Raw genomic sequence first — 12,690 nt, 5'->3', positions numbered from 1 at the left:
TCTTCTTGCCTGAGAGTGTGTATGGTGTGTAGATTAAGGGCAATAACATCGTGAAGAGTTCAGAACTGATTGCGCTGCTGGAAAGCCACGGTTGGGTATTGCGGCGGGTAAAAGGCAGCCACCATCAATTCAAACATCCCGATTTTGCGCTGATCATCACCGTGCCGCATCCAAAGAAAGCTCTCAAGCTGGGCACACTGCGGCAGATACTTAAAGACGCGGGGTTAAGTGCGCTTCACATCGCCACGCGTTAACAGGAGAGACCATGTTTTATCCCGCTTATATCCATACAGAATCAAACGGCAGCGCCAGCGGTTTCTTTCCCGACGTCCCTGGCTGCTACTTCGCCGGCACCAGCCTGGACGACGCTTTTGCCGATGCCCAAAGCGCACTGGATGCGCACTTTGAGTTGTTGAGCGAAGACAATCAACCGCTACCGCGCCCGCATGCCGTCGCAGCCCATCTTGCCAAAGATGCGGGATCCTTCGAGGGAGGACAATGGCTATTGGTCGCTATCAATATGGATAAATTTGACGGCCGAGCCGAACGGATTAACATCACGTTGCCCCATCGCCTGTTAAGTCGCATTGACTCTCTGGTTCGGCAACATCCGGGATACGGCAGCCGCAGCGGATTTCTCGCTGCCGCCGCGCGCAATGAATTGTTGAAAGCGGAGTGAATGCAGTCGGGGGAAACACCCCCGACGCCTTATTGATTCCGGAACTTGTCGAGAAATTGCTGGGTGCGCTGATGCTGCGGATTGGCGAACAGCGCTTTGGCCGGGCCCTGTTCGACGATGCGGCCGTGATCCATAAAGATAACCCGATCGGCCACGTCGCGGGCGAAGCTCATTTCATGGGTGACGATCACCATGGTGCGTTTCTCTTCCGCCAGTGAACGCATGGTATTGAGCACTTCTCCCACCAGCTCGGGATCGAGCGCCGACGTCGGCTCATCGAACAAAATCACCTCCGGCTGCATCGCCAGCGCGCGCGCGATCGCCACCCGCTGCTGCTGCCCGCCGGACAGCCGACGCGGATAAGCCGCCTCTTTGCCGCTCAGCCCCACCTTCGCCAGCAACGCGCGAGCGCGCTGTTCGGCGCTGGATTTCGCCTCGCCTTTAACGATAACCGGCCCTTCAATGATGTTTTCGAGCACCGAACGATGCGGAAACAGGTTGAAGTTCTGGAACACGAAACCGACCTGCTGGCGCAGCGCGCGCACCTGATTTTTCTGTTTACTCAACGGTTTGCTGCCATCGATCAGGATATCGCCGACGCGAATAGTGCCGGAATCCGGCTCCTCCAGCAGGTTGATGCAGCGCAACAAGGTGGTTTTCCCTGAGCCGCTCGGGCCGATGATCGCCACCACTTCACCGGCGTCCACCGCCAGATCGATCCCATGCAGCACCGTCTGACCTTTGAACTGCTTGGTCAATTGCTTAACTTCAATGGCACTCATGCGTTACTCCTGATCCTGGCGATTAACGTGGGCTTCCAGACGGTTTTGCAGTGCGGAAAGCAGGGTCGCCATCACCCAGTAAATCAGCGATGCCGCCAGGTACATGGTGAACACTTCCAGCGTGCGCGAGGTGATGAGCTGCGCCTGGCGGAACAGTTCCGGCACCTGAATGGTAGCGGCCAGCGAGGTGTCCTTCACCAGGCCGATAAAACTGTTGCCCAGCGGCGGCAAGGCGGTGCGCGCCGCCTGCGGCAGGATCACCCGGCGCAGGGTTTGCCAACGGGTCATGCCGATACTGGCGGCGGCTTCCCACTGCCCTTTGTCGATCGACGAAATCGCCGCGCGCAGCGTTTCTGAGGTGTAGGCGGCGGTATTGAGCGACAGGCCAATCAGCGCCGCCGGGAAAGGATCGAATTCGATGCCGAACTGCGGCAGACCGTAATAGATCATAAACAGCTGGGCGATCAGCGGCGTACCGCGGAACAGCGATACGTAAATGCGCGACAGCCATGACAGCGGCCAAAGCGGCGAAAGGCGCATCAGCGCCAGCAGAAACCCCAGCAACAGGCCGAACGCCATACCGCCCAGGCTAAGCTGCAGCGTTAGTATGGCGCCCTTCAATAAAAATGGCGCTGAATCCAGCGCCAGTTGAATACTTTCGTGCATTATTTAGTTACGTCCGCGCCAAACCATTTTTCGGAGATCTTCGCCAGCGTGCCGTCTTTTTGCATCTCGGCGATCGCCTGGTCAATCGCGGCCAGCAGCTCTGGGTTATTCTTGCGCAGCGCCACGCCGGACTCCTGGCGGGAGAAGGCTGGCCCGGCCACCGCCAGCGTATCGCCGGTTTTCTTCACCAGATCCAGCGCCGCCAGGCGATCCACCAGAATGGCGTTGATGCGGCCGACGCGCAGATCCTGATACTTGGTCGGGTCGTCGTCGTAGGTGCGCACGTCCACGCCCTGCACATTCTCGCGCAGCCATTGCTCATAGTTGGTGCCCAGGCCAACGCCGACCTTTTTGCCCTTCAGGTCATCCGGCTTGGTAATGGTGCCTTCGTTGCCTTTTTTCACCAGCGCCTGAATACCGGAAACGGTGTAAGGGGTGGAGAAATCATATTTCTTCTTGCGCTCATCGGAGAGCGTCACCTGATTGATGACCACGTCGATGCGCTTCGAATCCAGCGAAGCCAGCATACCGTCCCATTTGGTCGGGTTCAGCTTGGCTTTCACGCCCAGATGTTGCGCCAGCGCGTTGGCGAAATCCACTTCGAAACCGGTCAATTTGCCGTCTTCCCCCTGGAAACTGAATGGCGGATAAGTACCTTCCAGCCCGACGATCAGCGTGCCGCGCTGTTTCACCTGCTGCAGCAGGTTATCGGCGGCGTAGGTTTGCGTCGTCACACCGGCGGCCAACGCAATACCCACCACGCCCAACAACCATTGACGACGAACTTTCGCAAACATCATAAACACCCCTGTATGTTGTTTATCTTTTTTGATATCAGCACTTTAACAGTGCAACCGCCCGCATAAAGGAATATAACCTTATAAATATAGTTCAAAATGGAATAACACGCGGTGTTTACACCTGCGGATGGTAGGCGAACAGCGCCGGCGCACCGCCGGTGTGAATAAACAGGATGGGACCTTCGTCGTGGAAGCGCCGCTGGGCGATGCCGTCGATCAAACCAGCCATCGCTTTGCCGGTGTACACCGGATCCAGCAATACCCCCTCTTGCTGCGCCAACAGCTGCACCGCCGCCATGCCCTCTTCGTTCGGCATGCCGTACTGCGGCGCGAAGTAATCGTCCCACAGCGCGATCGGCGCCAGTTCGTCGATATTCAGCGAACAGGCCAGGGCTTTCTGGATCTGCTCCACCTTCGGCAGCTGATCGATCACGGTGCGCGAGACGGTCACGCCGATCAACTCGGTTTCGGGCAGCAGCTGCTGCAGCCCCACCGCCAGCCCGGCGTGGGTGCCGGCGCTGCCGGACGCCACCACCACCGAACTGAACGCCACGTTGCTGCGTTGGCTCTGCTCGGCGATTTCCAGTGCGCACTGCACGTATCCCAACGCGCCCAGCGCATTGGAGCCGCCCACCGGCACCACATAAGGCCGGAAGCCCTGCGCCTCGAGGCGCGTCGCCAGTTCCGCCAGTTGCTGCTGCGGATCGTGCAGCGCTTCGCACATCACCACCTCGGCGTTGAACAGGCCGAGCAACAGACGGTTGCCGTTGGTCAGGTAGTTTTCCGCGCGGGTATCGATCGGGTTTTCCAGCAGCGCGACGCAGTGCAGGCCCAGTTTCGCCGCCACCGCCGCCGTCTGGCGCACGTGGTTGGATTGAATGGCGCCGGCGGTGACCAGCGTATCGGCGCCTTGCCGCAGCGCATCGGCGGCCAAAAACTCAAGCTTTCTCAGCTTGTTGCCGCCCATCGCCATAGGCGTGACATCGTCACGTTTGAGGTAAATTTCACGGCCGAGGTAATCGGAGAGACGGGACAGTTTTTCCAGCGGTGTGGCGGCGCCAACCAGATCCAGACGCGGAAATTGCGCCAGTTGTTGTTGCAGGTTCACTACTTCCCCCCAGGGAATCGAATATCAACATCTGATAACCGATAGATTTAGCAGATGTGAACTGAATAATCATCCTTTATCACGGGGGAAACAGCAGACCCCGGCCCAGCGGCCGGGGAAAGTCTCAGTAGCTGCGCTGCCAGGCGAGATACTGATCGTACTTGCGCAGCGCAATGCGGTAGTTGTTGTGCGCCGCGGTAGGCAGATCGTCGATGATGCGCTGATGGCTGGCGCTGTTGGCGAATTTGTCCGCCGGGTAATTCCGCGCCACCAGCATTTCATCCAGCCGGCGCAGCCGCACCACGTACTCGCGAATGGTGCTGTGACTCATCTCGGTCTGTTCGAACAGATACTGCTTGAACGCCATAATGTCGAAATAACTCGGGTGGCTGTTGCAGGAAATCTCGCTGCAAAAGCGGCACAGCGCGGTCAGCTCGTGCTGCACGTTTTGCCAGACCGCATCGTCGATCGGCTGATCCATGCGCGCGATGGCTTCTTTATTGATTATCTTGCCGCGAAACACCAGCGCCATGCGGTCCAACAGTTTGCCGCACTGGGAGCAATGGGTCTGGCTGTGCTTGTAATCTTTCAGGTAACGGCTAAGCGGCCGTTTCTTCAACAGTATTCCTGGCATAAGGGGCAGTCCGATTGTCGCATGAGTCATCGAGTTGGGGGCGGCGCTCCGCCGTCAGGTATCGTTCGCCAGCCGCGCGCGCAGCCGTTTGATCGCCTGACTGTGCAGTTGGCTGACGCGGGATTCCCCGACGTCCAGCACGGCGCCGATCTCTTTGAGATTCAACTCTTCCTGGTAATACAGCGTCAGCACCATTTTTTCGCGCTCCGGCAACGCCTCGATGGCGTCGATCACCCGCTGGCGCAGGCTGCCTTCCAACAGGTGATGCAGCGGGTTGGCCTCTTCATGCCCTTCCAGCATCGGTTCCGCGTTCTCGCCATGCTCCTCACGCCATTCGTCGTAGGAGAAAAGCTGGCTGTTATTGGTGTCCAACAGAATTTGACGGTACTCATCCAGCGAGATGTTCAGCGTCTGCGCCACTTCCGTCTCGCTCGCCGGGCGGCCGTAACGCTGTTCCAGTTGCCGCATCACCTGCGCGACCTCGCGCGCGTGGCGCCGCACGCTGCGCGGCACCCAGTCGCGGCTGCGCAACTCGTCGAGCATCGCGCCGCGAATGCGCTGCACCGCATAGGTGGTAAAGGCGGTTCCCTGTAGGGCGTCATAACGCTCAACGGCGTTTAATAGCCCGATTCCCCCGGCCTGCAACAGGTCGTCAAGCTCCACGCTGGCGGGCAGCCTGACCTGCAGGCGCAACGCCTCGTGGCGCACTAACGGCACGTAGCGCAACCAGAGAGAATTTTTGTCCATCACGCCTTCGGCGGTATACAGATCGCTCACTATGTCTTAAACCTGCGGATAAGAGAGTCAGCGCTATTATGCGTAGGGGGCAGAATGCCAATCGGCTGAACAGTCGCACAAAACGGGCTTTATTTGCGCCATGTAATAACCGCGCGGTGCGCGAGCATAAAAAAACCCCGCCGAAGCGGGGTTTCTTTGCGACAGTTAATCGGGAGAGACGATTAACGCAGCAGGGACAGGACGTTCTGAGTAGACTGGTTAGCCTGTGCCAGAACAGAGGTGCCAGCCTGTTGCAGGATGTTGGCACGGCTCATGTTGGACACTTCGGTCGCGTAGTCAGCATCCTGGATACGGGACTGAGAAGCGGACAGGTTGTTAACGGTGCTGTTCAGGTTGTTGATCACAGAATCGAAACGGTTCTGTACCGCACCCAGGGAAGAACGCAGGCCGTCAACCTGAGACAGTGCTTTGTCCAGGGTAGCCAGCGGATCTGCCATCTTAACGTCAGTAGTGCCTTCGGTGATTTTTGCTTTACCTGTTGTACCGTCTTCAGTAATAGTTGCTTCTTTATAAGTTTTAACACCTTTATCGGTAGTTTCTACGTAGAAGGTATCTTTGCCAGTAGCATCTTTACCGGAGAACAGCTTTTTACCTGCAGCCATGGCGTCAACAGTCAGATCTTTATCACCAACTTTTACGGTACCGGTAACTTCTGCACCCAGTTTAGGACCTTTTTTGGTCACGTCGAAGCCATCCAGACCCAGTTTAGTGGAGTCGATTTTCTGCAGGTCGATATCGATGGTTTCACCGTCGTTAGCGCCAACCTGGATGGTCAGCTTCTGATCGCTGCTCAGCACTTTCACGCCGTTGAAGTCAGTCTGCTCGGAGATACGGTTGATTTCCGACATGCGCTGAGTGATTTCGTCCTGGATGGATTTCAGGTCGCTGGAAGAGTTGGAACCGTTCTGCGCCTGTACGGTCAGACGACGGATGTTCTGCAGGTTGTCGTTAACTTCGTTCAGTGCGCCTTCAGTGGTCTGCGCCAGAGAGATACCGTCGTTGGCGTTGCGGGAAGCCTGAGTCAGGCCTTTGATGTTAGCGGTGAAACGGTTGGAGATCGCCTGACCCGCAGCATCGTCTTTCGCGCTGTTGATACGCAGACCGGAAGACAGACGCTCAATCGCAGTGCCCAGAGAAGACTGAGATTTGTTCAGGTTGTTCTGCGCCATCAGAGACAGGCTGTTAGTGTTGATTACTTGTGCCATTGTTTGCTTTCCTTACGAGTCAGTTGCGTTCTTCGCAACACGGTTAAAAGGTTCGGGCTTGTTTGCCCACGGCGTCAACCACCGTCCCCTCAGGTATCGGCCCTCCCCTAACAACCTTTAGAATTTTTTTAATTTTTTTTGCGTCCGCCGCAATGGCGGAAATAACGCGGTTTTTCCCTCCTCTATTGCGCCATCGGTTTTTTGTTTTTTTCGGTAAACTTTTTCACCACTGGGCCGATAACGCGTAAAGCGAATAAAGTCATCATCAAGGAGAATTACTCATGGCAACGATCAGTTCATTAGGTCTCGGCTCAGGACTCGACCTCAATGGCCTGCTGGATAAGCTGACCAAAGCGGAACAACAGCGCCTGACCCCTTACACCACCAAGCAATCCAGCTACAACGCCCAGTTGACCGGTTACGGCACGCTGAAGGGTGCGCTGGAAAAATTCGACAATCTCAGCAAAGAGATGGCGAAAGAAGATTTCTTCAAGGCCACCACCGCCACCGAACACGACGCCTTCAAGATCACCACCAACGCCAAGGCGGTGCCGGGCAACTATGTGGTGGAAGTGAACAAACTGGCGCAGGCGCAAACCCTGACCACCCAGGCGAAAGTCAGCGACCAGGGCGCTAAGTTAGGCGCTGAAGGCGTGACAGACCGCTCCCTGACCATCACCGCCGGCAACCCGCCGAAAGAAACCAAAATCCCGCTCAGCGACGATCAAACCTCGCTGGTTGAGCTGCGCGACGCCATCAACGGCGCCAAAGCTGGCGTCACCGCCAGCATCATGCGCGTCGGCGACAACGACTATCAGTTGGCGGTCAGCTCTTCCACCACCGGCGAAAACAACAAGATTTCTCTGCAGGTCGATAACGACGACCAACTGGGCGATATCCTGAACTACAACGCTACCCGCGGCACCGGCACCGCCATGAAGCAGACGGTCGCGCCGCAGGATGCTGAGCTGACGGTGAACGGCACCGCTATCAAGCGCAGCACCAACTCGATCAGCGATGCCCTGCAAGGCGTCACCATCGATCTGAAAACCAAAACCAAAACCGATGAACCGCAACATTTGGTGATCAGCACCAACACCACCGGCACCACCGACAAGATCAAAGAGTGGGTCGACAGCTATAACTCGCTGCTGGACACCTTCAACGCGTTGTCCAAGTTCACCCCGGTGAAAACCGGCGAAGCGCCAAACCCAACCAACGGCCCGCTGCTGGGCGACAACACCCTGCGCGGCATTCAGTCGTCGATCAAAAGCGCGCTGAGCGCAGCCCAGGACAACCCGGAGTTAAAAGGCCTGGGCAACCTCGGCATTTCCACCAACACCAAAACCGGCAAGCTGGAAATCGACAGCGCCAAGCTGAAGAAAGCGATGGATGAGAAGCCGGATCAAGTCAGCAACTTCTTCGTCGGTAACGGCAAAGACACTGGCATGGCCACCGAGATCCACAACGAGATCCAGAGCTACATCAAATCCGGCGGCATCATCGAGAACTCGACCAAAAGCATCAACACCAACCTCGATCGCCTGAACAGCCAGATCACAACGGTCACCGCCAGCATTCAGAACACCATCGATCGTTATAAACAACAGTTCGTTCAGCTGGATACCATGATGTCGAAAATGAACGGCACCAGTAACTATTTGGCTCAACAGTTCAAGTAACCCTTTAACAAGGTAAAGAAAACAGCATGTATAACCGTAGCGGCACTCAGGCCTATGCACAGGTCAGTCTGGAAAGCGGCGCCATGAGCGCCAGCCCGCACCAGTTAATCGTGATGTTGTTCGACGGGGCGCTCAGCGCCCTGCTTCGCGCACGCATCCTGATGAACCAGGGCGATATCGCCGGCAAAGGCATGGCGCTGTCCAAAGCCATCAATATCATCGACAACGGCCTGAAAAGTGGCCTCGACCCTCAGCAGGGCGGCGAGATCGCCGAAAATCTGGCGGCATTGTACGACTACATGAAGCGTCGACTGATGCAGGCCAACCTGCACAACGACGAAGCGGCGATCGCCGAAGTGGTTAAACTGCTGGAAAACATCGCCGACGCCTGGCGCCAAATCGGCCCTAACTACCAACCTTCGCAGGACGCCGTGTAATGGAACGTCAACAGCAGCTGTTAGCCGCTTATCAACAAATTTATAGCCTGAGCAGCCAGATGATCGCGCTGGCGCAAACCGGGCGCTGGGAGGAGCTCGTCGAGCTCGAATTCGCTTACGTGACGGCGGTGGAAAAAACCGCCGCCTATACCGGGCAAGCCGGCCCGTCCATGGCGCTGCAGGAGATGTTGCGCAATAAGTTGCAACAGATCCTCGACAACGAAACCGAGCTCAAGCGTCTGTTACAGCAGCGAATGGATGAGCTGAAGATGCTGATCGAACAGTCCACGCGCCAGAACGTGGTCAACAATACCTACGGCCAGTTTCATGATCGTGCGCTGTTGCTGGGGGAACCACAGGTCCGATAAGATCGACAATACTGACGAAAATGGATTAAATAGCACTATGCGCTATTACTCTCGGGTTACGTTAGGATATTAATCTATGGCATTTGAATTATTCAGTTTATGGGTAATTGGTAAAATGCGCGCTTCGAGCCTGGCTCTCACTTTAATGGATAAACATCATCCCGACACGGACGTTTTCTGTTCAGCAGGAAATTGATTTTTGATAGATAAAACACGCCGCTGTGTTTCACGGCCCATGGAAAAATGTTGCTCCAACGCTGATCAAAGCGTAAAGATATTCTCAGATAATGGCTGCGAAATGAATATCGATGGAACGTACAATTAATCTCTGTCCTGGAATTGGCGCCTCAGCGCACATCATTCAGCATACTGAATTATTATTCCCTTCAGTCTATTTTGAGCAACCACATCTGTATCTGATACAACAAGGCCATAAGCGCGTACGCTGGCAACAACACGAAGTGGTCGCTCATCCCGGCGAGCTGTTGATTATCGACGGCGGGCAAACGGTGGACATTATTAACGGCCCGTCCGAAGACGGCGTATTCAGCTGTCAGTTGCTGACCTGCGATCCCCTGTTGCTCACCGTCCAACCTCCGGCCGAGGAAACGCCGGCGGCGATGCCGTTCGATGCCGTCCTGGCGCTGCGCAACCTGCCCTGCGCCCTCAAGCACAGTTTTGAAACCACCGGCCTGGCGCTGACGCTGCGGCAACGCTTTCCCACCATCATCGTGCGGCATAAAATGCTGGAAATTCTGCTGTGGCTGGCCCAATTCGGCATTCGCTTTATTCACAACGAAGCCAAGGATCTGACGCAGCGCGTGCGCCGCTGCCTGGCGACCGACCCGCACAGCATTTGGACGGCGGCCAAAGTCGCGGAAAGCCTGTCGATGAGTGAAGTGATGTTGCGCCGCAAACTGTCGATGGAAAATACCGCATTGCGCAATCTGATGATCGACGTGCGCATGAGTAGCGCGCTGGCCCTGCTGCAGTCGACCGACTGGCCGATCTCCGCCATCGCGCAACATGTGGGTTATGAAAGCGCATCGCGTTTCGCCGAACGTTTTCGCAAACGCTTCGGTTTCGCGCCTACCGCCATTCGCGGCCATCAAAGGATTATGGAACCCGGCTCTCAGGGCGTTGAGGCGATGGTCGCCGGAGAAACATAAATAGACGCGCAACAAAATGGCTTTATTTAACACAAGTCCCTAACGGTTGTAACAACGCTGAGATACGCTAAGCAACGCCCATCCGCCGAACAGCGAATTAAATGATGCGTAATGAAAAGCGATTATTTTCTCTGGCAATAATTTTGTTGGGGCTGTGGCTGTTAGCCTTACTGAATGAAGAAGAGATGATGCGTTTACTGGCCGCACAATAAAACGGCCAGGCTTTTTATCGTCTGGTCAGACTTCAGTCCAGTTTAACCAGAACGCCAATTAATACCGCCAGCAGCGCCAACATTAAAATACTGATCAGACGCCATCTGGATTCGCTTTTCGTGCTCATTGACCGGCCTCGAATAATAACCCTACTAATCACGTAATAATAAACGGTCACCTGCGCATTCAATAAACCTGACAGCACCATTTTCTGCCCTCTATTCGGTACATTAGTCGGTTGTGGCACCGGCCATTAGCGATGCGATACCCACGGTGCCGCAAGCGCCAATTTTCCCGGCAGCTCCGCCACCAGCTTGTCTACCGCCAGCCGCACCTTAAGCGGCTGGTAAGGCATATAGGGCCACACGACGTTCACCGGGAAACTGAGGCTGGGCTCACCGCGCATGATCTCCACCAACGTCCCCGCCATCAAGCGCTCGCACACCAGCCACTCCGGCAACCAGGCAATACCGGCGCCGGCGGACACCGCATCGACGATCCCCTGCATGTCATCCATCATCATCTTGGCCGGTGGCCTGAACGGCCGCAGCTCGCCATTTTCGCCGCGAAGCTGCCAGGGCAGCACGGCGCCGGCGTGCAGATACCCCACCGCCTGATGTCGGCTTAACGCCTCTACCGTTCTCGGTTCACCGCAGCGCTGCAGATAATCGGGCGAGGCGCACAGCAGCATGCCGTGTTCGCCCAAGCGCCGGGCAACCAGGCTGCCGCTGTCCGCCAGCTCGCCAATGCGCACCGCCAGATCGAACCCCTCGTCGACGAGATCGATCCTGCGGTCGCTGAATGAAATCTCCAGCGTCAGTAAGGGATGCTCATTCGCCAGCGCCGTCAACACGGGCGCAATGCACAAATGGCCGAACAGCACCGGCACCGAGACTCTGAGCCGGCCGCTGACCTGCATCTTGCCGCTGTCGAGCTGGTTTTCCGCCGTTTGAATGTTTGCCAACGCCTGCCGGCAGTGCTCATAGTACAGCGCCCCTTCATCCGTCAGGCTCAGGCTGCGCGTGGTGCGCATAAACAACATCACGCCAAGCCGAGCCTCGAGACGCGACACGATTTTGCTGACCGCAGAGCGCGTCAGATGCAGTTTCTCTGCGGCGGCGGCGAAACTGCCGCCTTCCGCTACGGCAACAAAGGCCGGCAGCGCACTCAGATCGCTTTTCATCTTAACGTTTCCAAATTGGAACCAATTTAGTGAAAACCTATCACCACTGGTGAACATCAAGCAATGATAACCTGCTGTCATTCCGAATCCCCGGTGAAAACCACAGATGACCGTCAGAGGACAACAGCATGAAAAAAATACTGGTACTCAAATCCAGCATTATGGGAAATGACTCGCAGACCAATAACCTGATTGACCGCTATCTGGCGGCGCGTAAGGCGAAAGGACACGAAGATCGGATCGTCGAACACGATCTGACGGCGTTGGATCTGCCGGTATTGGACGGCGAGCTGTTCGGTGCGCTGCGCGGCGCGGAAAACATCAGCCCACGCGCCAAAGCGGCGGTGGCGCTCTCCGACCGGCTGATTGCCGAACTGAAAGAGAGCGATCTTCTGCTGCTCGGCGCGCCGATGTACAACCTCAACGTCCCGACCCAGCTGAAAAACTGGTTCGATCTGGTAGCCCGCGCCCGGATGACCTTCAACTATACCGCCACCTACCCGGTGGGGTTGGTGGAAGGCGTCAATGCGCTGGTATTCAGTTCACGCGGCGGCATGCACGCCGGGCATCCGACCGATGCCGTAACGCCCTACCTGCGTTCGGTGCTGGGGCTGATGGGGATCGGCGACGTACAATTTATCTATGCCGAAGGGCTGGATATGAAACCGCACGGCCGCGATCAGGGGCTGGCGAACGCCCACCGGCAGATCGCAGAATTGGCGGGCTGAAGCAAACGCACGGCAGCATTGATTTGTTATAACATAACAAATATGATAATCGCGTTGACGCCACCTCGAGCGGGTGTCGACGCTCCTACATGACATAAATGTTTTATCGCACCTTCAACCAGCTATTTCGATAGCTGGTTTTTTTTCCTCGGCTGGCGCTGCGGCTTCAGCATTGTCGGACTGGCCGTCACTCTAAGGTAACAGCGCCGAACCAAATTTCACTGAAAAATAGTCGGCA

General features: G+C 56.4%; 15 protein-coding genes. 7 read left to right on the top strand and 8 right to left on the bottom strand.

What is annotated here, in order from left to right; genetic code table 11:
- Positions 1-50: 50 nt before the first annotated feature.
- Positions 51-254, top strand: coding sequence for a type II toxin-antitoxin system HicA family toxin (locus ACJ8OK_RS03345; protein WP_072010101.1), 204 nt, complete (start codon positions 51-53; stop codon positions 252-254).
- A gap of 11 nt (positions 255-265) precedes the next feature.
- Positions 266-679, top strand: a complete 414-nt coding sequence (locus ACJ8OK_RS03340) for a type II toxin-antitoxin system HicB family antitoxin (protein ID WP_015378231.1) — start codon at positions 266-268, stop codon at positions 677-679.
- A 29-nt stretch (positions 680-708) separates the two neighbouring features.
- Here ACJ8OK_RS03340 and tcyN read toward each other — a convergent pair whose 3' ends face one another.
- The 7 genes from tcyN to ACJ8OK_RS03305 all read right to left on the bottom strand — a co-directional run bounded on the left by tcyN (position 709) and on the right by ACJ8OK_RS03305 (position 6,672).
- The gene (tcyN, locus tag ACJ8OK_RS03335) at positions 709-1,461 is read right to left on the bottom strand and encodes an L-cystine ABC transporter ATP-binding protein TcyN (protein ID WP_033632770.1); all 753 of its coding nucleotides are present in this window, start codon (positions 1,459-1,461) and stop codon (positions 709-711) included.
- A 3-nt stretch (positions 1,462-1,464) separates the two neighbouring features.
- The gene (gene tcyL / locus ACJ8OK_RS03330) at positions 1,465-2,127 is read right to left on the bottom strand and encodes a cystine ABC transporter permease (RefSeq protein ID WP_015378233.1); all 663 of its coding nucleotides are present in this window, start codon (positions 2,125-2,127) and stop codon (positions 1,465-1,467) included.
- Positions 2,127-2,927 (bottom strand): cystine ABC transporter substrate-binding protein, encoded by an 801-nt coding sequence (gene tcyJ, locus ACJ8OK_RS03325; RefSeq protein WP_015378234.1) that lies wholly within the window; start codon positions 2,925-2,927, stop codon positions 2,127-2,129. The genes tcyL and tcyJ overlap by 1 nt, the downstream gene beginning before the upstream one ends.
- Positions 2,928-3,042: 115 nt before the next feature.
- Entirely contained in the window at positions 3,043-4,035 is a 993-nt protein-coding gene (locus tag ACJ8OK_RS03320) for a D-cysteine desulfhydrase (RefSeq protein WP_085336806.1), read from the bottom strand.
- A 124-nt stretch (positions 4,036-4,159) separates the two neighbouring features.
- A complete protein-coding gene (gene fliZ / locus ACJ8OK_RS03315) occupies positions 4,160-4,669 on the bottom strand; it encodes a flagella biosynthesis regulatory protein FliZ (RefSeq protein ID WP_004934751.1) in 510 nt (169 codons plus the stop codon).
- A 54-nt stretch (positions 4,670-4,723) separates the two neighbouring features.
- Positions 4,724-5,446 (bottom strand): RNA polymerase sigma factor FliA, encoded by a 723-nt coding sequence (locus ACJ8OK_RS03310; RefSeq protein WP_004934752.1) that lies wholly within the window; start codon positions 5,444-5,446, stop codon positions 4,724-4,726.
- 182 nt (positions 5,447-5,628) lie between these two features.
- Positions 5,629-6,672: a flagellin FliC gene (locus tag ACJ8OK_RS03305; RefSeq protein WP_033632767.1), complete on the bottom strand. Its 1,044-nt coding sequence runs from the start codon at positions 6,670-6,672 to the stop codon at positions 5,629-5,631.
- A gap of 281 nt (positions 6,673-6,953) precedes the next feature.
- Between ACJ8OK_RS03305 and fliD the strand changes: the two genes are divergently transcribed.
- The 4 genes from fliD (at position 6,954) to ACJ8OK_RS03285 (ending at position 10,328) form a co-directional block, all read left to right on the top strand.
- Positions 6,954-8,354 carry a flagellar filament capping protein FliD gene (gene fliD / locus ACJ8OK_RS03300; protein ID WP_033632766.1) on the top strand — a complete coding sequence of 467 codons (1,401 nt, stop codon included), beginning with the start codon at positions 6,954-6,956 and terminating at the stop codon, positions 8,352-8,354.
- 26 nt (positions 8,355-8,380) lie between these two features.
- Positions 8,381-8,791 (top strand): flagellar export chaperone FliS, encoded by a 411-nt coding sequence (fliS, locus tag ACJ8OK_RS03295; RefSeq protein ID WP_004934758.1) that lies wholly within the window; start codon positions 8,381-8,383, stop codon positions 8,789-8,791.
- On the top strand, positions 8,791-9,159 hold the full coding sequence (gene fliT / locus ACJ8OK_RS03290) for a flagella biosynthesis regulatory protein FliT (protein WP_033632765.1): 369 nt from the start codon (positions 8,791-8,793) through the stop codon (positions 9,157-9,159). Before fliS ends, fliT begins: the two co-directional genes overlap by 1 nt.
- Positions 9,160-9,467: 308 nt before the next feature.
- A complete protein-coding gene (locus ACJ8OK_RS03285) occupies positions 9,468-10,328 on the top strand; it encodes a helix-turn-helix transcriptional regulator (RefSeq protein WP_033632764.1) in 861 nt (286 codons plus the stop codon).
- Positions 10,329-10,794: 466 nt separating this feature from the next.
- On the opposite strand, the gene ACJ8OK_RS03280 is transcribed toward ACJ8OK_RS03285, so the two are convergent.
- The gene (locus tag ACJ8OK_RS03280) at positions 10,795-11,724 is read right to left on the bottom strand and encodes a LysR family transcriptional regulator (protein WP_213929051.1); all 930 of its coding nucleotides are present in this window, start codon (positions 11,722-11,724) and stop codon (positions 10,795-10,797) included.
- A gap of 128 nt (positions 11,725-11,852) precedes the next feature.
- On the opposite strand from ACJ8OK_RS03280, the gene ACJ8OK_RS03275 reads away from it, so the two are divergent.
- Positions 11,853-12,452, top strand: coding sequence for an FMN-dependent NADH-azoreductase (locus ACJ8OK_RS03275; protein ID WP_085336690.1), 600 nt, complete (start codon positions 11,853-11,855; stop codon positions 12,450-12,452).
- Positions 12,453-12,690: the final 238 nt, after the last annotated feature.

It is taken from the genome of Serratia sp. CY71090, from assembly GCF_052166845.1.
Classification (GTDB): domain Bacteria; phylum Pseudomonadota; class Gammaproteobacteria; order Enterobacterales; family Enterobacteriaceae; genus Serratia; species Serratia nematodiphila.
This window is presented reverse-complemented; position numbering and strand designations above follow the sequence as displayed.

What these genes read in the sequence shown, in the direction of transcription:
- ACJ8OK_RS03340 (WP_015378231.1), top strand. Translation starts at nt 266, where the DNA reads ATGTTTTATCCCGCTTATATCCATACAGAATCAAACGGCAGCGCCAGC.
- tcyN (WP_033632770.1), bottom strand. Translation starts at nt 1,461, where the DNA reads ATGAGTGCCATTGAAGTTAAGCAATTGACCAAGCAGTTCAAAGGTCAG.
- tcyL (WP_015378233.1), bottom strand. Translation starts at nt 2,127, where the DNA reads ATGCACGAAAGTATTCAACTGGCGCTGGATTCAGCGCCATTTTTATTG.
- tcyJ (WP_015378234.1), bottom strand. Translation starts at nt 2,927, where the DNA reads ATGATGTTTGCGAAAGTTCGTCGTCAATGGTTGTTGGGCGTGGTGGGT.
- fliZ (WP_004934751.1), bottom strand. Translation starts at nt 4,669, where the DNA reads ATGCCAGGAATACTGTTGAAGAAACGGCCGCTTAGCCGTTACCTGAAA.
- ACJ8OK_RS03305 (WP_033632767.1), bottom strand. Translation starts at nt 6,672, where the DNA reads ATGGCACAAGTAATCAACACTAACAGCCTGTCTCTGATGGCGCAGAAC.
- fliD (WP_033632766.1), top strand. Translation starts at nt 6,954, where the DNA reads ATGGCAACGATCAGTTCATTAGGTCTCGGCTCAGGACTCGACCTCAAT.
- fliS (WP_004934758.1), top strand. Translation starts at nt 8,381, where the DNA reads ATGTATAACCGTAGCGGCACTCAGGCCTATGCACAGGTCAGTCTGGAA.
- fliT (WP_033632765.1), top strand. Translation starts at nt 8,791, where the DNA reads ATGGAACGTCAACAGCAGCTGTTAGCCGCTTATCAACAAATTTATAGC.
- ACJ8OK_RS03285 (WP_033632764.1), top strand. Translation starts at nt 9,468, where the DNA reads ATGGAACGTACAATTAATCTCTGTCCTGGAATTGGCGCCTCAGCGCAC.
- ACJ8OK_RS03280 (WP_213929051.1), bottom strand. Translation starts at nt 11,724, where the DNA reads ATGAAAAGCGATCTGAGTGCGCTGCCGGCCTTTGTTGCCGTAGCGGAA.
- ACJ8OK_RS03275 (WP_085336690.1), top strand. Translation starts at nt 11,853, where the DNA reads ATGAAAAAAATACTGGTACTCAAATCCAGCATTATGGGAAATGACTCG.